The 16,530-nt window shown below is 57.9% G+C and carries 15 protein-coding genes; 8 read left to right on the top strand and 7 right to left on the bottom strand.

Going from position 1 to position 16,530, the window contains the following annotated elements; all coding sequences use genetic code 11:
• Positions 1-236: 236 nt before the first annotated feature.
• The 3 genes from BC443_RS18185 to BC443_RS08430 are packed head-to-tail and all read right to left on the bottom strand — an operon-like array spanning position 237 to position 3,392.
• Entirely contained in the window at positions 237-986 is a 750-nt protein-coding gene (locus BC443_RS18185; protein ID WP_210766267.1) for a helix-turn-helix domain-containing protein, read from the bottom strand.
• A gap of 4 nt (positions 987-990) precedes the next feature.
• The gene (locus BC443_RS08435) at positions 991-1,887 is read right to left on the bottom strand and encodes an NAD(P)-dependent oxidoreductase (protein ID WP_071231399.1); all 897 of its coding nucleotides are present in this window, start codon (positions 1,885-1,887) and stop codon (positions 991-993) included.
• A 50-nt stretch (positions 1,888-1,937) separates the two neighbouring features.
• Positions 1,938-3,392 (bottom strand): aldehyde dehydrogenase, encoded by a 1,455-nt coding sequence (locus BC443_RS08430; RefSeq protein WP_071231398.1) that lies wholly within the window; start codon positions 3,390-3,392, stop codon positions 1,938-1,940.
• Positions 3,393-3,861: 469 nt separating this feature from the next.
• Between BC443_RS08430 and BC443_RS18180 the strand changes: the two genes are divergently transcribed.
• From BC443_RS18180 to BC443_RS08420, 3 genes are read left to right on the top strand one after another with little or no spacing between them, the layout of a single operon-like run.
• Positions 3,862-4,647, top strand: coding sequence for an N-acyl homoserine lactonase family protein (locus tag BC443_RS18180; RefSeq protein ID WP_083387287.1), 786 nt, complete (start codon positions 3,862-3,864; stop codon positions 4,645-4,647).
• A 49-nt stretch (positions 4,648-4,696) separates the two neighbouring features.
• Positions 4,697-6,019 (top strand): MFS transporter, encoded by a 1,323-nt coding sequence (locus BC443_RS08425; protein ID WP_071231397.1) that lies wholly within the window; start codon positions 4,697-4,699, stop codon positions 6,017-6,019.
• Positions 6,020-6,021: 2 nt separating this feature from the next.
• Positions 6,022-7,269 carry an alpha/beta hydrolase gene (locus BC443_RS08420; protein WP_210766266.1) on the top strand — a complete coding sequence of 416 codons (1,248 nt, stop codon included), beginning with the start codon at positions 6,022-6,024 and terminating at the stop codon, positions 7,267-7,269.
• Between the two features lie 88 nt (positions 7,270-7,357).
• Here the strand turns inward: BC443_RS08420 and BC443_RS08415 are convergent, their stop codons facing one another.
• From BC443_RS08415 to doeA, 3 genes are all read right to left on the bottom strand, one after another.
• A complete protein-coding gene (locus tag BC443_RS08415) occupies positions 7,358-7,831 on the bottom strand; it encodes an Lrp/AsnC family transcriptional regulator (protein ID WP_071231396.1) in 474 nt (157 codons plus the stop codon).
• Complete coding sequence (gene doeB / locus BC443_RS08410; protein WP_071231395.1) at positions 7,828-8,883, bottom strand: N(2)-acetyl-L-2,4-diaminobutanoate deacetylase DoeB; 1,056 nt, start codon at positions 8,881-8,883, stop codon at positions 7,828-7,830. The genes BC443_RS08415 and doeB overlap by 4 nt, the downstream gene beginning before the upstream one ends.
• A gap of 187 nt (positions 8,884-9,070) precedes the next feature.
• Entirely contained in the window at positions 9,071-10,270 is a 1,200-nt protein-coding gene (gene doeA / locus BC443_RS08405; RefSeq protein WP_071231394.1) for an ectoine hydrolase DoeA, read from the bottom strand.
• Positions 10,271-10,466: 196 nt separating this feature from the next.
• Between doeA and BC443_RS08400 the strand changes: the two genes are divergently transcribed.
• From BC443_RS08400 to BC443_RS08380, 5 genes are all read left to right on the top strand, one after another.
• Positions 10,467-11,873, top strand: a complete 1,407-nt coding sequence (locus tag BC443_RS08400; protein WP_071231393.1) for a PLP-dependent aminotransferase family protein — start codon at positions 10,467-10,469, stop codon at positions 11,871-11,873.
• An 80-nt stretch (positions 11,874-11,953) separates the two neighbouring features.
• On the top strand, positions 11,954-12,895 hold the full coding sequence (locus tag BC443_RS08395) for a glyoxylate/hydroxypyruvate reductase A (protein ID WP_071231392.1): 942 nt from the start codon (positions 11,954-11,956) through the stop codon (positions 12,893-12,895).
• A 73-nt stretch (positions 12,896-12,968) separates the two neighbouring features.
• Positions 12,969-13,691 (top strand): hypothetical protein, encoded by a 723-nt coding sequence (locus BC443_RS08390; RefSeq protein ID WP_071231391.1) that lies wholly within the window; start codon positions 12,969-12,971, stop codon positions 13,689-13,691.
• Between the two features lie 133 nt (positions 13,692-13,824).
• The gene (locus BC443_RS08385) at positions 13,825-14,754 is read left to right on the top strand and encodes a lysine exporter LysO family protein (protein ID WP_071231390.1); all 930 of its coding nucleotides are present in this window, start codon (positions 13,825-13,827) and stop codon (positions 14,752-14,754) included.
• Positions 14,755-14,874: 120 nt separating this feature from the next.
• Entirely contained in the window at positions 14,875-15,882 is a 1,008-nt protein-coding gene (locus tag BC443_RS08380; protein ID WP_170835864.1) for a LacI family DNA-binding transcriptional regulator, read from the top strand.
• Positions 15,883-15,903: 21 nt separating this feature from the next.
• On the opposite strand, the gene BC443_RS08375 is transcribed toward BC443_RS08380, so the two are convergent.
• Complete coding sequence (locus BC443_RS08375) at positions 15,904-16,461, bottom strand: gluconokinase (protein WP_244179751.1); 558 nt, start codon at positions 16,459-16,461, stop codon at positions 15,904-15,906.
• Between the last annotated feature and the right edge of the window lie 69 nt (positions 16,462-16,530).

Raw genomic sequence — 16,530 nt, 5'->3', positions numbered from 1 at the left:
CTCGGAGACAGTGAGATCGTACTGGCGAGCCACCTCAGCAGCCGTGGTCTTGCCCTTGAAGATATCCATGACCACGGTGGCCTTGCGCTTCGCGGTCCATCGCTTGATGGGGGTTGTCGTCGCTCATCCTGTCCTCCTTGGCTGCACTATACCCTGTGCAGTTCTGGAGGGGGTCACTTCAAAACAAGATAAAACTTGTCTTTATTAAAAATACTATAAGAGTACGATATCTGTAGCTAACCTGGCCATTCACCACCTAGAGCTTTAGTAAGCAATCGTCCTTCTTCAAGTAGTATTGACGTCATCCAGCTTACAGAAGCTGCGTCGAAGCGGTCCTTAGGTCCCGACAGGGATAATGCACCCATAAATATCCCCTGAGAACCAAAAACAGGGCATGATATAGAAGCACATGACGGGTCACGCTCACCCATGGAAGAAAAAATAAGCGTTTCAGTATCGACTGGCTTTTTACACGATTTTGGCGTAAAGGTCTCAATGACTTTAGCTGGAGCTCCATACTGCAAAGTCAGCAGATCGCCTGTATTGACATTATCCAATGTGGAATGTTTGGAATTGACACGCAGCAGGCATAAGCGACGCGTGTCATCGTATCGGATATGGAATGACGCACTCTGCGTACCCTGAGAAACCAAATGATCCAGCGCAGCCTGAACATGGGCTTCAAGCTGGTTAGTTGCCTCATACGCTCTGCCCAGACGGAACGCCATTGGCCCCAACTCGTATCGGTAGTCAGAACGCTGGACCACCAATGATGCCCTTATCAAGGATACAAGTAAGCGTAGGATTGTACTCTTGTACAAGCCCGTAGAATGTGAAAGTTCCGTCAGAGAAAGCGGTTCTATAGAGCCCTCTATCTCTACTAGCACCGCAAAGGCACGGTCCACGGCAGCAACGCCACCCTTTACCTCTCTGGCGCTTTTCAGCTTTCCCAAGGCAGGAGAAGCAGAGTCATCATTTTCTTTCAATCGTTTATTTTTCCTCGAAAATCAAGCTGATAGCCGGCGCGTATCGGTCGCCATGTCCCGCTTCGATAGCACGATCAAAGGTACTCACCAAGTTGCGAGCACCAGTGGCGTCGATGCCCATCTGGGTGGCCAAGTCCATAGCATAGCCCACATCCTTTCTAGCATAGTAAACTGGAAACGCCGCCTCGGGGAAATGCTGGGGTAGAATGGCTCCCATACCATGGTTCCGCAAAGCGAAGCTGTCAGCTGACCCATCGGCAAAGGCCTCAAACAGCACCTGAGGGTCCACACCCGCGCGCTTTCCAATCGCATGGGCCTCAGAGAGCGCTAATACTGTTTCATACAATACCATGTTGTTAAGTATCTTTACGATCTGGCCAGCGCCAATATTGCCAGCGTGCTTAATGTCACTAGCGAAGCAGCCTAAATAGCGGCTGATGTGGGCATACACATCGTCGCTGGCGCCCACCGGGATCGCCAATGTGCCAGACTCAGCCGCAGCTCGCGTGCGCATCACAGGAGCATCTGCAAACTTGATGCCTTTATCCTTTAGCTGCCCGGCAATTTTTCGCGTGCTCTCCACTGATGACGTACTCAGATCAACAATGATCTGACCAGGAGAGAGCAGCGGTAGTATTCCTTGCTCCGATGTCAGAACTTCACGGACAACATCACCGGAAGGCAATGAAAGAAAAATAATTGAGGCTTCCTGAGCAATTTGCTGTGAGCTGGCCCGAAACGCTCCCTCATTTTCCAGCCGCGCCAGAGGGGCGGTGTGATTATCACTGACTAAGACCTTCCTGCCGCTTTTTTTGGTTAAATGGCGGCACATAGGCTCTCCCATTACCCCTACGCCAATAAAACCCAATACCAAGGACTCCGCAACCGGATCTTCTAACATATAGATACCCTTCTGTTAAATCACTTAAGCTAGTCATTATTGGATAAACTCTAAACCATATTCCAATAAATACTTTTAACCTGCTGATATAGCCTCAAACCACTAATACCTTTCTCACGTCCCAATCCACTCTCTTTGTAACCGCCAAATGGGGTCGATATAGAGAGCTTTTTATAAGTATTAATCCAAACACTACCGGCTTCCAATGCGTTGGCAACACGCCAAGCCTTCTGGTAGTTAGCGGTCCAGATTCCCGCTGCCAGACCGAAGACACTGTCATTGGCTTTTTCTACTAAGTCTTCTTCACTATCAAAAGGGAGTACGCATAGAACAGGTCCGAATATTTCTTCACTTACCGCATTAGATGAAGAGTCTAAATCGGTAATAATTGTTGGCTTGTAAAATACCCCTGTTGCAAGACAAGGATCAGAGGGACGCTTTCCCCCGGCTACAATATTCCCCCCTTCTCGGCGCGCCGAATCGACCATGGCCTCCACTCGATCACGCTGAGCCATCGTGGCGAGAGGCCCCATCTCGACCCCACTTTCTTCAGGAAGACCGACTGTTATTGCATTAGCCTTTTCAACCAGCTTATCGACGACTTCCTGGAAGACGCTCCGCTGCACAAAAAGTCGAGAACCAGCCACACAAGACTGACCACTCCCTTCAAATATTCCGCCAGCAACGTTATCGATTGCGGAATCAATACAGGCATCATCAAAAATGATATGCGGTGATTTACCACCAAGCTCCAATGCTACCGGAATTAGCCGCTGAGCAGCCATGGAAGCAATGGCTTTTCCACTAACGGTGCCTCCCGTGAATGAGACCATACGCACATTATGGTGTTGAACCAGTGCTTTACCAGCAATCTCTCCCTGTCCTGGAAGAACATTCAGGATGCCTGATGGAAGCCCTGCTTCTAGAGCAATTTTGGCGACAATCAGCGCTGTAGAAGACGTAACCTCTGACGGCTTAAGAATGACAGCGTTGCCTGCCGCCAAAGCCGGAGCCACTTTCTGCGCCTCCATCGTCAGCGGGGAGTTCCAGGGAGTAATGGCTGCTACAACGCCATAAGGTTCATAGGTCGTCATCGAGAGGTAATCACCACGCGCCGGTGTCACTTCCGAGCCTTGTGTTTCACATACGGCAGCAAAGTAGCGGTAGGTATCCGCTGCGCTTGCCACCTGGGCACGACACTCGCTCAAAACCTTGCCATTTTCCTGCATCTGGCAGTGCGCCAGCTCTTCAGAATGGGCACGTATTCCCTCGGAGATGCTGCCGAGTATTCGAGCTCTTACATGCGGAAGCATCGATTGCCACGCTTTCTGACGAACGGCGTTACTAGCCGTTTCAACCGCTCGTTCAACCAACGCTTCGTTTGCGCTCGAAACCCACCAGTTGACCTTGCCTGTCGCTGGGTTCAACGACGCAATCGCGCCCTCCTCGCGCTTCAGCCACTCCGAACCGATTAACATCGGCTTCAATTTATCTTCAGAATGCATAACGGCCTATCTCCACACGGTCTGAGGGCAATCTGCTAACCCTCCTCCAGCCAGCTATATATTATTGGCACGTTCTACTTTGGTCTCTCTAGCGTACCAAGCGGTCTATCTGGTGATATGGTTTGCCACACAGCACTGAGATGTCAAGCAATACGAAAGTCCAGCACAGCTCATCGCCTCAGCACGTAGTTCGATGACAGAGAGGGGCAGCTAGTGCGGACCAGCAACTGCGGAGGGGTTGAGATGCTTAGCGATAGCGCGTCATTAACGATTATGGTTTCACTAGTCATGGAAAGCACATACCGAGCAATTCATACGCACAGCCCAAGCAACAACTCGGACTAGCATTAGCGCACATTCGATTCGGCCCTGTGCCCGTCGTGACCCGTTTATCGGAATGTTGCGGTCCATCAAACTCAACGGTAGGGCAAAATATCATCAGCCCACCTGATAAGCTCAAGGAGTCCTTATGACTGACAACGAAACCTACCAAGTTTACGCCATTCGTTATGCAACGCTAGCTCGAAAGGAAGGTGACAATTTTATTGGTAGAGACCCTCATAAACATGCCAGCAACCTGGATTTCTATATATGGGTGGCTCGCTCTGAGAAACGCACTATCATTATCGACACGGGATTCAGTTCGCAATCTGCGCAGCGACGAGGGCGTGAATTTCTTTGCTCTCCATCTGAAGGCCTGCGCCAGTTAGGCATCGATACCGAAGCGGTCACTGATGTTATATTGACACACCTGCATTATGACCACGCAGGCAATGTTGACTTATTCCCCAGTGCGACATTTCATTTACAGGAAAGTGAAATGTCTTTCGCTACCGGTCGTTATATGTATCATCCGTTTCTCCGCCACGCTTACGACGTGGAGGATATCATGAATTTAGTAAACTTGGTTCATAGCGAAAAGGTGAATTTCGTTTCGGGAGATGAAGAGATATTTCCTTCTTTTCATGTCCACCATGTTGGCGGTCATTGTGCTGGCCTACAAATTGTAAGACTGTGGACAAATACCGGCTGGATGGTGTTGGCATCTGATGCTGCTCATTACTATGAAAACTTTGAACGCAAACAACCTTTTCCAATCGTCTACCATACTGGGCAAATGCTTGATGGACACGTGTTACTCCAGAATCTGGCAACTTCCCTTGACTTGATAATCCCTGGTCATGATCCAGAAGTCATGGATCGTTTTCCCGCATTAGATACTGAAAACCCAAACACAATAATATGCCTAACCTGACCCCAGATAAAACCTGGAAACTATAAACAAAATCAGCCTGGATATAGCCATGATAAATAAAAACACTGCTTCCAATGACATGATGAAGCGCGCCATTATAGCCAGCTTTATTGGCACCACAGTCGAATGGTATGACTTCTTTCTTTACGGAACCGCGTCAGCACTTATTTTCAATCACCTTTTCTTTCCGAATTTCTCAGACATTGCGGGAACTATGGCATCTTTCGGAGCTTTCGCCGCCGGCTTTATTGCTCGTCCAATCGGTGGTGTCGTATTTGGCCATTTTGGTGATAGGGTCGGACGTAAGTCGATGCTAATATACAGCCTTGTAGGGATGGGCCTAGCTACTGTAGCCATCGGCTTACTACCTACCTACGAGCAGGTTGGGTTATTGGCTCCTATGCTATTGATCCTGTGCCGTCTGGTTCAAGGCTTCGCGGTAGGCGGAGAATGGGGCGGTGCTGTATTAATGTCAGTTGAACATGCCCCTAAAAGACGTCGATGTTTAGCCGGAAGCTGGACGCAGGCAGGTTCGCCCGCTGGCCTGGTTCTTGCCACGGTCGCATTTGGACTATTCTCATTATTGCCGAATAAGGAGTTTATGGCTTGGGGATGGCGTATACCCTTTATTCTGAGCTCCTTCTTGATCGTCGTAGGACTTTTCCTGCGACTAAAGGTCATTGAGTCCCCAGAGTTCAATGAAGTTAAAAAGTCAAAAAGAAGGTCAAAGCTTCCAATTCTAGATGCCATAAAGAAGCACCCTCTTAACATCATGTTGGCGGCCGGTGCCTGCCTGGCGCCTTTCGTTAACTTCTATTTTTTTGCGGTATTTATTTTAACGTATGCCACTAACATACTAGGGATGGAACGTGGCTCTGTTCTTCTTATGGTCGCCATTGCTTCAATCATTGAAGTTGCAACAATTCCCTTAGCTGCCTTATTGGCAGATCATATCGGTATCCGGAAAGTCTTCTTGACTGGCACGGTACTTTTCGCGCTTTACACCTATCCGTTCTTTTTTATCAGCAGCGAACTGGACATCTCTGCCACTACACTGGGGATACTCACCTTCATCGGCCTGAGCCTGATTCACCCCTTGATGTATGGTCCAATGGCGACTCTATTTGCAGAAATGTTCACACCCGCTGTGCGCTATAGTGGAGCTTCGTTGGGATACCAAATTGGTGCTATTTTAGGTGGCGGCTTCGCGCCGCTGATCCTGACGTCACTGCTCTCATCTGGCCTAAGTCCAAAAGTGTCGTTATCACCATATCTCATCATTGTTAGCATATTGACATTTATTGCCGTTTATTTTGCCACGCGAAACAAACGCATGCTTTCTTCCACCCCTGCATATTCTACAGCGAGGTAGCCATGAATATATTTAGCAATAATCACAAAGCTCTATGGTTAGAAGCTTGCCAGCATGACCGTGAGTTGAAATCTATGACATGGAGTTCAAACATTAATTTTACGGTGGATAAAATTAATACCACAGGGAGTCGTGATAGCTTCTCCATTCACTTCAATGAACATGGGCCTCAAAAATCAACGAATAATGCGGCCTTCGGAATTGTTGCGTCTCATGATGACTGGCAATCATTCATGCAAGAAATCCCACCGCCTAGCTATCAGCATTTCTTCGGCATGCTGATGCGCACGGAGTCGGCGAATATTGAAGGGGAAGAGCAGTTAATGATGCAAAACGCGCATATTGTCCGGCGTGTTCTGGATATTGGACGTGAAGTCATCAATAATAGCTCACCCCGACCGCAGACGTTAACGTCTGCGGGCCCTCTACCGCATGGTTCCTATATCGCTATAGAAACAGATAGTGGACCCATAAACATCTTTTACGAGGTGGCCGGCCAGGGCAAAGATGTCCTGCTATTGCACACGGCTGGTGCAGATAGTCGTCAGTATCATGATTTGATGCGTATGTCGCAACTGACCAATCATTACCGACTTATTGCTTTTGATCTTCCCGGCCATGGCCGCTCGGATCCTTGGCCCGGTATAATGCCTGGAGAGTGGCAACTTTCGACGGAGCGTTATATCCAAATCATTCTTGCAGTTCAGGAAGCGCTGTCACTACAGCGCCCGGTATTAAGTGGCTCTTCCATGGGGGGAGCCATCTGTCTGCAGATCGCTTATCAGGCAGCCGACCGCTTTCACGGCGTCATCGCATGTGAGGCCAGTGATTATATACCGGGACGCAAAATCGCCTGGGCCAAGCACTCGCAGGTCAACCAGTCATTGTTCGTGCCAGAGTGGATCTATGGTTTGATATCCCCTTATAGTCCCGATATTTACCGTCGCCGAATCTGGTGGGGGTATTCTCAAGGCGGATACGCCACTTTTGCGGGAGATATCGACTTTTATAGCGGCGAGTGGGACGGCCGTCAGCGCATGAGCAAGATCGATACTCAGCGATGCTCGGTGGTCATGATGACAGGCGAGTACGATTACTCATGTACCCCCGCCATGTCAGAAGCTACAGCCAATAAGATTCCGGGGGCGCTTTACTGGACGATGCCGAAGCTTGGGCACTTTCCTATGGCAGAGAATCCACCTTATTTTGCAGAACATTTTCTCAAGGCGTTGCAGGAAATGGATGCATGATCATGTCAGCAACATGTTGACATACGAGATAGAGAGAACAGGCTATGATGATAAAGTCCTTATCTTTCAAGTTCTAATCAGTGAGCGCTTACATCTTGTCAGCTACCAGCAGCGGCGGCCCTTCGCGCTTGACCGTCTTGGTGACGATATAGGTGAAATAGCGCTCGATGCCCAGATCGGAGACGAGCCACGCATCGACCAGGCGCTGATAGGCGTCGATGCTGTCGGCGGCGATCTTGACCAGGTAGTCGACGCCGCCGCCGACCGCGACGCATTCCGCCACGGCGTCGGTCTCCGCCACCATGCGCTCGAAGCGGGCGAAGCTCTCGGCGTTATGCTGCTTGAGCTCGATCTGCACCCACACCGGCGTACGCTTGACGATGGCGTCGGGATTGATGCGAGCGCTGTAACCCTCGATGATCCCGGCTTTCTCCAGCCGCTTGACCCGCTCCCAGCACGGGCTGACAGAGAGGCTGATCGCCTCCGCCAGCCGCGACTTGGTGATGCGACCGTCGCGACTGAGGATCTCGAGGATTTTGAGGTCGTAACGATCCAGTTTCATTCGGCCAGCTTCGGGGCCGATAAAGAACCCGCACGCTCCAGTGATTCGACCACTTCCGCCACCACGGCAATGGTATCGCCCATGCCGACCTTGGCCGGGAATCGCCGGGCGATGAGAATGCCGTCGCGCTGGGCGCGGTATTCGACCGGCGCGGCGCCGGTGCGCGTCATGTCATAGACCCGGGCGATCACTTCGCCCTTCTCGACACGATCGCCCAGCGACAGCGTCAATTCCAGCAGGCCGGAGTGCTCGCTCTGGACGTAGCAACTGGCGTCCGGCATATCGACGTAGATCATCGGCTCCGTCGGCTTCTCGATCTCGCCGGCGATCAAACCGTAATGAGTCAAAAAGTTGCGCACCCCGCGCTCGGTCACGGCCAGGCTCGCCGGCGTCGAGGTGCCGCCGCCGCCCAGCTCGGTGGTGACGAAGGTCTTGCCCTGGGACTCCACCGCGGTGTCATAGAGTTTGGTGGCGTCGAGTTCGAACATCATCATCGCGTAGGGCGCGCCGAAGGCGACCGCGCCGGCCAGGCTCGCGTTCTCCTGGGTGAGATCGTCGAGCCGGTGCGCGGCGGCAAACGGCACGATATCCAGCGTGCGACCGCCGGAGTGCAGGTCCAGCGCCACGTCGCACATCGGCACCAGAACCCGATTGAAGTAGTCGGCGATCTGCGAAGTGACGCCGCCGTTGGGATCGCCGGGAAAGCTGCGATTGAGGTTGCCGCCATCCAGCGGCGAGGTACGCTTGCCCGCCTCAGCCGCCGGCGTGTTCATCATCGGCACGATGATCACGCGACCGCGCACGTCCTTCGCCTCGAGCGTGCTGGCGAGTTTCAGCAGCGAGGTGATGCCCTCGTACTCGTCGCCGTGGTTGCCGCCGGTCAGCAGCGCCGTCGGGCCTTCGCCGTTGGCGACTACGGTGATCGGGATCATTACCGCGCCCCAGGCCGACTCGTCGACCGAGATCGGCAGCTTGAGAAAACCGTGCTGAACGCCCTGGGCATCGAAGTCGACGGTGGCGCTGATCGGGCTGGGACGCAGGGTTGCGGACATGCGAACTCTCCTCAATGAAGCGGATGACGCGCCCTGGCGGATCGCTGCAGGTGCGTCATTGAAAGGTAGCAAAATAGCCGGGCGGGCCGGATTCGTGGCGGGCTCCAGACCCGCTGTTTGGCCTTGTTCCACGATCGACTTTCACGAACGCCCGGCACGTTCTTGTTTGACTAACAGCTGACGCGGCTTACTTGACGAACAGCTGGCGCGGAAAATTGCACAGCGGCTCGGCACCGTTTTCGGTGATCAGGATACTTTCGGTGATCTCGAGCCCCCAGTCGTCCATCCACATGCCGGGCATGAAGTGGAAGGTCATGCCGGGCTCGAGGATCGTCTCGTCGGAGGGGCGCAGGCTCATGGTGCGCTCGCCCCAGTCCGGCGGATAACTGATCCCGATCGGGTAGCCGCAGCGCGCGCCGCCCCGGTCGAAGCCGTACTTGTCCATCGCCGCGCCCAGCGCCAGCGCGATATCGGCGCAGCGGTTGCCAGGCTTGGCCACCGCCAGGCCGTTGTCGATCCCCTCGAGCAGGGCCGATTCGCCGCGTATGAAGTCCTGCGGCGGCTTGCCGAGGAAGACGGTCCGCGACAGCGGCGCGTGGTAGCGTTTGTAGCAGCCGGCGATCTCGAAGAACGTCCCTTCGCCCTTGCGGAACGGGGTATCGTCCCAGGTCAGGTGCGGCGCGGCGGCATCGCTGCCGGTCGGCAGCAACGGCACGATCGCCGGATAATCGCCGCCGTGGACCGTGCCGTGCTCGTCGGTCCAGCCCTCGGTGCCGACCCGGTAGATCTCGGAGACCAGCTTGCTCTTGGCAAGGCCGGGCTCGATCATCTCGAGGATGCGCGTATGCATGCACTCGACGATTCGCGCCGCCGTGCGCATGTAGGCGATCTCCTGCGGCGACTTGATCGCACGACACCAGTTGACCAGCGCCGTGGCGTCGACCAGTTGGGCATGCGGCAACTCCTTGAGCAGGCTTACGTAGGCCTTGCCCGAGAAGTAGTAATTGTCCATCTCCAGCCCGACATTGCCGGTATGCCAGCCATATTCCGGCAGCACCGACTGGGCCAGATATTCCATCGGATGCATGTCCGGGTTCTGGACGTAGTAATCCGGGTAGTAGCGCACGCGTTCGGCGTCCATCCAGCAGGTGCGCCAGGCGCCGTTGGCATCCTGACGTCGCCCGTACCAGACCGGCTCGCCTTCCAGACCCACCAGCACACACTGATGCACATAGAACGACCAACCGTCGTAACCCGTCAGCCATCCCATGTTGGAGGGATCGCTGACGACGAGAACATCGATTCCGCGGCTCGCCATGGAAACGCGCACTTTGTGCAAACGACTGGCGTACTCTTCACGCGAGAAAGGTAAAGAAACCTGAAACATGGAGCCACTCGACTAACGGGACCAAATTGTAGGGACATCGGCGGTCGAGGGGATCGTGCCGGGTGTCCTGCCGCTTGCCGACCGGGTGTGAAATTGTCATGATTTAACTATCAACATTCATGACAATTATCGGTCAATGCATCGAGGACGATAGTAGCATCGTCGCTCAGCGTGCCGTCAAAGGCTTTATTGCATCATGACAATCGATCTGACGCCCTTCCTCGGCGGCCACGGCCCCAAATATCTTTCCATCGCCCGCGCCCTCGCCGAAGCGGTCCGCCACGGCGTGCTGTCTCCCGGTATGCGCCTGCCCACGCACCGCGAACTCGCCGAGACGCTGGGCGTCAGCGTGCAGACGGTTTCCCGCGCCTACGAACAGGCCGAGAAGAGCGGCCTCGTCCAGGCCCGGGTCGGCAGCGGCACCTGGATTCGCGATGCCGAAGGCGATTCCGAGAACGAATACCTGCGCGCCCCGGCGGCGGTCACCGATGCGGCGCCCATCGATCTGTCGATCGCGCATCCGGTCTGCCCGCCTTCCCACCATCGGCGCTTTCGCGATGCGCTGGCGGAGCTCGCCGAGACCGCCCACGCCGACGTGATCGGCGCCTGCCGCCCGATCGCCGGCCTGCAGCATCAGCGCGAGCGCGCCAACGCCTGGCTCAAGGAGCGCCTCGGCGTGCCCGGCGAGGCCGACGACCGGCTGCTCTGCAACGGCGCCGCCCACGGCCTGATGCTGGCGATCGCCACGGTCGTCCAGCACGGCGATGTCGTGCTGACGGAGACGCTGACCGACCACGGCCTGATCGCGCTCGCGCGCACGCTGGGCTTCCAGCTTCACGGCGTGGCGATCGACGAGCAGGGCGTCATCCCCGAAGCGCTGGAGGCAGCCATCGTGAAATTCCGACCGCGTGCCGTCTGCCTGACGCCGACCCAACTCAATCCCACCGGCGCGACCATGGAGAACGCCCGTCGCGACGCCGTGGCCGAGATCCTGTTGCGTCACGACATCTGGCTGATCGAGGACGACGTTCACGCGCTGCTGGAACCGCCGGGCCTCAAGTCCCTGACCTCCCGCCTGCCCCAGCAGAGTTTCCATGTCACCAGCCTGACCAAGTCGACCGTGCCCGGGCTGCGCGCCGGCTATCTCACCGTGCCGCGCGGCCAGATGCATCACACCCTGCCGCGCCTGCGTGCCACCAGCTGGATGGCGACTCCGCTGATCTTCGAACTGGCGGATTACTGGCTGGCCAGCGGCATGGTCGACACGCTCGCCCACGAACAGCGCCAGTTGCTGGCGGAACGACAGGCGCTGGCCGCGCGCAAGCTGGCGGGTCATGCCATCGAATCGCGCCCCAGCAGCCTGCATGTGTGGCTGAGGCTGCCGGAGCCATGGCGCGCCGAGGAACTGCAGCAGCAGGCCCGCCAGGAAGGCGTCGCCATCACCACCGCCCAGCCGTTTCTGGTCGAGCAGTCCGCCATGCCGCGTCGCGTGCGCATCAGCCTGGGGGCGGAGCCGGATCTGGCCCGGCTTTCCAGCGGGTTGGACGTACTGAGCCAGTTGCTGGGCGAAGCGCCGCCGCCGATGCTGGAGATCGCGTACTGAGCTGCGAGCGGCGATTTCTTTCGCCGCCCATAACCTGCGATGATGACCGACTCCAACAAGACAATGGCGACGGAGCCCAGATGCGAGTCCTGATCTACCACAACGACGCCGAGCAATGGCGCGACATCCTGCTCGAACGCCTGCCGAATGCCGAGTTCCACGTCGCGGCGGACAGCGGCAACCCACAGGTGGATTACCTGGTCGCCTGGAAGCCGCCGGCCTCGGTGTTCGATGAACAGACGGCGCTCAAGGGCATCGTCAACCTGGGCGCCGGGGTGGACGCCTTGCTGCAGAACCCGTCGCTGCCCCGCGAGATCCCCATCGTCAAGCTGCGCGACGCCGGCATGGGCGAACTGATCGGCGACTATACTCGCTATGGCGTGCTGCATTTCCAGCGCGATTTCGATCGCTACCGGCGTCAGCAGGCGACGAGCGAATGGCGGGAGGTTCCGGTCGTCGACAAGCCCGACTGGCCTATCGGCGTACTGGGCCTCGGCGCGATCGGCACCCGTGTCGCGCAGATGCTCGCCGCCGACGGCTACCCCGTCCACGGCTGGAGCCGCTCGCCCAAGCGGATCTACGGTATCAGCTGCCATCACGGCGACGACGGGCTCGACACCCTGCTGCGCCAGGTCAAGACGCTGGTCACCCTGCTGCCGGACACGCCGGCCACGCGCCATATCGTCAACCGCGACAACCTCGCCAAGCTCCCCGCCGGCGCCAGCCTGATCAACCCGGGGCGCGGCACGCTGATCGACGAACCCGCCCTGCTCGAAGCACTGGGCTGCAAAGAGGGCTACGATGAATTCGAAGGTCATCTACGGGGCGCACTGCTGGACGCCTTTCCCAGTGAACCGCTGGCGGCGGACAGCCCGCTATGGCGTCATCCCCGCATCCTGATCACCCCGCACATGGCCGGGCCGACGCCGATCGGCGCCGCCGCCGACCAGGTCACCGATGCGCTGGACGCAATGTCGAAGGGCAAGGCGGTCGAAACCATCGATCCCGAAGCGGGGTATTGAGCTTGGCGAGTGGCGGAACCTGATCGGGCAAACGGCGTCTGAAGGGACTCTACTTTCCCTCATTGGAGCTTCGATGCCGACGAGCATATTCAAACCTCGCGTCGCCGCCCTTCTGGTTGCCATGCTTGTCTGGAGCGGCTCGATACTCGCCGCGCCTACCCCGTTCACGGCGCACTACCGGTTGGATATCAGCGGCTGGCCGGATGCGTCGATCACCCATACGCTGTCGCGCCAGGACGATGTTTCCTCCTCGGGCGAGGTATGGGAGAGCGACATGCGCGCCAGCATCAAGGTCGCCAGCGGCGAGGAACGCGGCCAGTTCCAACTGGATGGCGACCGAGTGCAGGCGCTGGACTACACCAGCGCCTATTCGCTGGTTGGCATCGGTGACGACTACCATCTGGACAAGAACCAGTTGCAGGCCTTGCCGGATCGCCAGACTGCCCTGTTCGAGCTGTCTCGCAAGGCGCCCGACGCCCGCTGTGCCAATCCGCAGGTGTCGCCCTGCGAGCTCGACTACCAGAACCACAAGGGCAAGACGGAGCGGCTTTTCTATCGCGTGACCGATCGCAGCGATATCGAGACGCCGGCCGGCACGTTTCCGGGCGTTACCGTGGACACCTGGGACCCGGAGAAGCGCGACCGCCATCTCTACTTCACCTTCCACCGCGAGATCCCGGGCCTGCTGCTGAAGATGCGCTACGTCAAGAAGGATGAAGCGCGCAGCCACCTGACGTTGACCGATCTGACACTGGATCGGCCGAGCGACGCCGCAAGAAGCACTGCCGAGCGATAACCGTTCAGCTCTTCTTCCCTCTTCATCCCACATCCTCTAGAGTCTTTAGCCAATCACGGACGCCGATTCATCGGCGTCCGTTTTTTCGTGGCGCGTCATTGCCGATGCGCTGCAGGTTCGCTCGGGGGAAATCATGCTGCTGGGGCTGTTATGGATATTGCTGCCGTTGATCGTGGGCTATCTCATTCCCGTGCGGCAGACGGGAATTCGTCAGGCCATCGATCGCGGCGTCAGTGCCTCGGTCTACGTGATCCTGCTGCTGATGGGCATCAGCCTCGGCGGGCTCGAGGATCTGCTCGGCCAGCTGTCGCGCATCGGGACGACCGCGCTGACGCTGTTTCTGGTGATCTCGCCGATCAACCTGCTGGCGCTGGCCTGGCTCTCCCGCCGAAGACTGGCCCGTCGAAAATCGCCGGCGGACGGCGAAGGCAGCCCGGCCCCCGCCGGCAAGCTGCAAGCGATGCTGGGCTCGTTGCAGCTGGCGGGCGTGGTGCTTCTCGGCGTCTGTCTCGGCGCGGGTGCCCAGCTTCTGGACTGGCACCTGGCCTCGCTGGCGGAAACGCTGGCGACCTGGGCGCTCTACGCCCTGCTCTTCCTGATCGGCTGCCAGCTGCGCAATTCCGGGCTGGGGCTGCGCCAGATCCTGCTCAACCGGCTGGGGCTGGCCATTGCGGTGACGGTGTTCCTGAGCTCGATGCTGGCGGGGCTGATCGCGGCACCGCTGCTGCAATTGCCGTGGAATCAGGGCATGGCGATGGCGGCCGGATTCGGCTGGTATTCGCTGTCGGGGATCCTGATCGGCGACCAGCTCGGGCCGGTGCTCGGCGGCGCGGCCTTCTTCAATGATCTGGCCCGCGAGCTGCTTGCCTTCCTGCTGGTGCCGCTGTTCATTCGGCGCGCCGTGCCGCTGGCGATCGGCTACGCCGGCGCCACTTCCATGGACGTCAGCCTGCCGGTGATTCAACAGTACGGCGGCATTACCTGCGTGCCGCTGGCGATCGTCAGCGGCTTTCTGCTGTCGCTGCTGTCGCCACCGCTGATCCTGTTGCTGCTGTCGTTCTGATTCGCGCTGGCGCCGTTCTCTACGACCATGGGCTTAGGGTGCTCGCCAGCTCCGGCATGGTAATCTTCCCCGAAAGTTACCGGTAACACCGGACAGAATAATCGATTTGCGGGGATCGCCATGCCACGTCGTTCTTCAGGACGCGTGACGCTTCAACACATTGCCGAACGTGTCGGTGTCACCAAGATCACGGTATCGCGCGCCCTACGCGAGCCGCATCTCGTCTCCGCGGCGCTGCGACTGCGCATCGAATCCACCATCGACGAACTCGGCTATATCCCCAATCATTCCGCCGGCGCGCTGGCCAGCGGGCGGTCGCACAGTGTCGCGCTGTTGATCCCCTCGCTCTCCAACGCCGTGTTCTCGGAAATCCAGCGCGGGATCGAGGAAGGATTGGGCCAGGCCGGCTATCAGGTATTGATCGGCCATACCGGCTACTCGATCCTCGAGGAAGAGCGGCTGATCGACACCTACTTGAGCTACGGCGTCGAGGCGCTGATTCTTCCCGGCACCCGCCATACCGACCACGCCTGCCGCCTGCTGACCCGCGCTCGCGTGCCGGTGGTCGAGACGCTGGAGCTGACCGAGACGCCGCTGGATATCAATGTCGGGCTCGATCAGCACGAAGCTGGCAAGGCGATGACGCAGGCCTTCCTCGACCGGGGCCACCGGAAGATCGGCTTCCTGGGGGCGCGCATGGATTACCGGGCGCAATTGCGCATGGCAGGGTGGGAGGCGGCTATGCGCCAGGCGGGACTATCGGCCGAGCGCTGCCTGACGACGCCGCATCCGTCTTCCTATCGGCTGGGCGGAGAGATGCTGGCTTCCATGCTGGAGCGCTGGCCGGATCTGGAGGGCATCTTCTGCGGCAACGACGACCTGGCCGCGGGGGCGCTGTTCGAATGCCAGCGACGCCGCCTGAACGTACCGGATCAGCTGGCCCTGGCCGGCTTCAACGGGCTGGACATCACCGAGGCGACCGCGCCGCCGCTGGCGACGGTCGTCACGCCCCGGCGCGGCATCGGGGATACCATCGCCAGGCGCCTGCTGGCACGCCTTCAGGGCGCGCCGCTGCAACCCTCCAGCGAGAACCTGGGGTTCCGGATTCGGCGTGGCGGCAGTCTGTGACCGACATCACGCCTCCAGACTTCAGCTCTCGGCGGCGAGAAAGCGCTTCTCGAGCCTCAACACCGCTTCGTTGACTACCTGATCGAGAGTGCCGGCGATATCGACGGTGACGGCTTCGTCATCGCCCGGGGCCTCGAGCGTCGCCAGCTGGCTGTCGAGCATCGCTTCGCCCTTGAAGAAGTGATCCTGACGCGACTGAATGCGCTGCAGCAGCAGCTCGCGGCTGCCGGCGAGGTGGACGAACGTCAACGCCTCGTCGCCCTTGCGCAGGGTATCGCGGTAGCGCTTCTTGAGCGCCGAGCAGCCGATGACCAGCGTTTCGCCCTGCGCCCTGGCTTCGGCCAGAAATTCTGCCAATCGCTGCAACCAGCCTGCACGATCACTGTCATCGAGGGGTTCACCGCGAGACATCTTGGCGACGCTTTCCGGCGAGTGATAATCGTCCCCGTCCAGGAACCGCCCGCCCAGTGCGGTCGCCAGCCGCTGCCCGACTTCGGTCTTGCCGCAGCTCGATACGCCCATCACGACGATGCGCTGACTCATCTTTGCGTCCATGACGTTGCCTTCCGATTGATGCATGTATGATTCGTGCCGTTTCGTTTTGCTGACTCGCCTACCGGCCTAAACCGATTCGGCTGCGGTTGTCTC

This window comes from Salinicola sp. MIT1003 (assembly GCF_001858555.1).
Lineage (GTDB): Bacteria > Pseudomonadota > Gammaproteobacteria > Pseudomonadales > Halomonadaceae > Salinicola > Salinicola salarius.
This window is presented reverse-complemented; position numbering and strand designations above follow the sequence as displayed.

Coding starts and splice junctions, on each gene's coding strand:
- BC443_RS08435 (WP_071231399.1), bottom strand. CDS start 1,887: ATGTTAGAAGATCCGGTTGCGGAGTCCTTGGTATTGGGTTTTATTGGC.
- BC443_RS08430 (WP_071231398.1), bottom strand. CDS start 3,392: ATGCATTCTGAAGATAAATTGAAGCCGATGTTAATCGGTTCGGAGTGG.
- BC443_RS18180 (WP_083387287.1), top strand. CDS start 3,862: ATGACTGACAACGAAACCTACCAAGTTTACGCCATTCGTTATGCAACG.
- BC443_RS08425 (WP_071231397.1), top strand. CDS start 4,697: ATGATAAATAAAAACACTGCTTCCAATGACATGATGAAGCGCGCCATT.
- BC443_RS08420 (WP_210766266.1), top strand. CDS start 6,022: ATGAATATATTTAGCAATAATCACAAAGCTCTATGGTTAGAAGCTTGC.
- BC443_RS08415 (WP_071231396.1), bottom strand. CDS start 7,831: ATGAAACTGGATCGTTACGACCTCAAAATCCTCGAGATCCTCAGTCGC.
- doeB (WP_071231395.1), bottom strand. CDS start 8,883: ATGTCCGCAACCCTGCGTCCCAGCCCGATCAGCGCCACCGTCGACTTC.
- doeA (WP_071231394.1), bottom strand. CDS start 10,270: ATGTTTCAGGTTTCTTTACCTTTCTCGCGTGAAGAGTACGCCAGTCGT.
- BC443_RS08400 (WP_071231393.1), top strand. CDS start 10,467: ATGACAATCGATCTGACGCCCTTCCTCGGCGGCCACGGCCCCAAATAT.
- BC443_RS08395 (WP_071231392.1), top strand. CDS start 11,954: ATGCGAGTCCTGATCTACCACAACGACGCCGAGCAATGGCGCGACATC.
- BC443_RS08390 (WP_071231391.1), top strand. CDS start 12,969: ATGCCGACGAGCATATTCAAACCTCGCGTCGCCGCCCTTCTGGTTGCC.
- BC443_RS08385 (WP_071231390.1), top strand. CDS start 13,825: ATGCTGCTGGGGCTGTTATGGATATTGCTGCCGTTGATCGTGGGCTAT.
- BC443_RS08380 (WP_170835864.1), top strand. CDS start 14,875: ATGCCACGTCGTTCTTCAGGACGCGTGACGCTTCAACACATTGCCGAA.
- BC443_RS08375 (WP_244179751.1), bottom strand. CDS start 16,461: ATGCATCAATCGGAAGGCAACGTCATGGACGCAAAGATGAGTCAGCGC.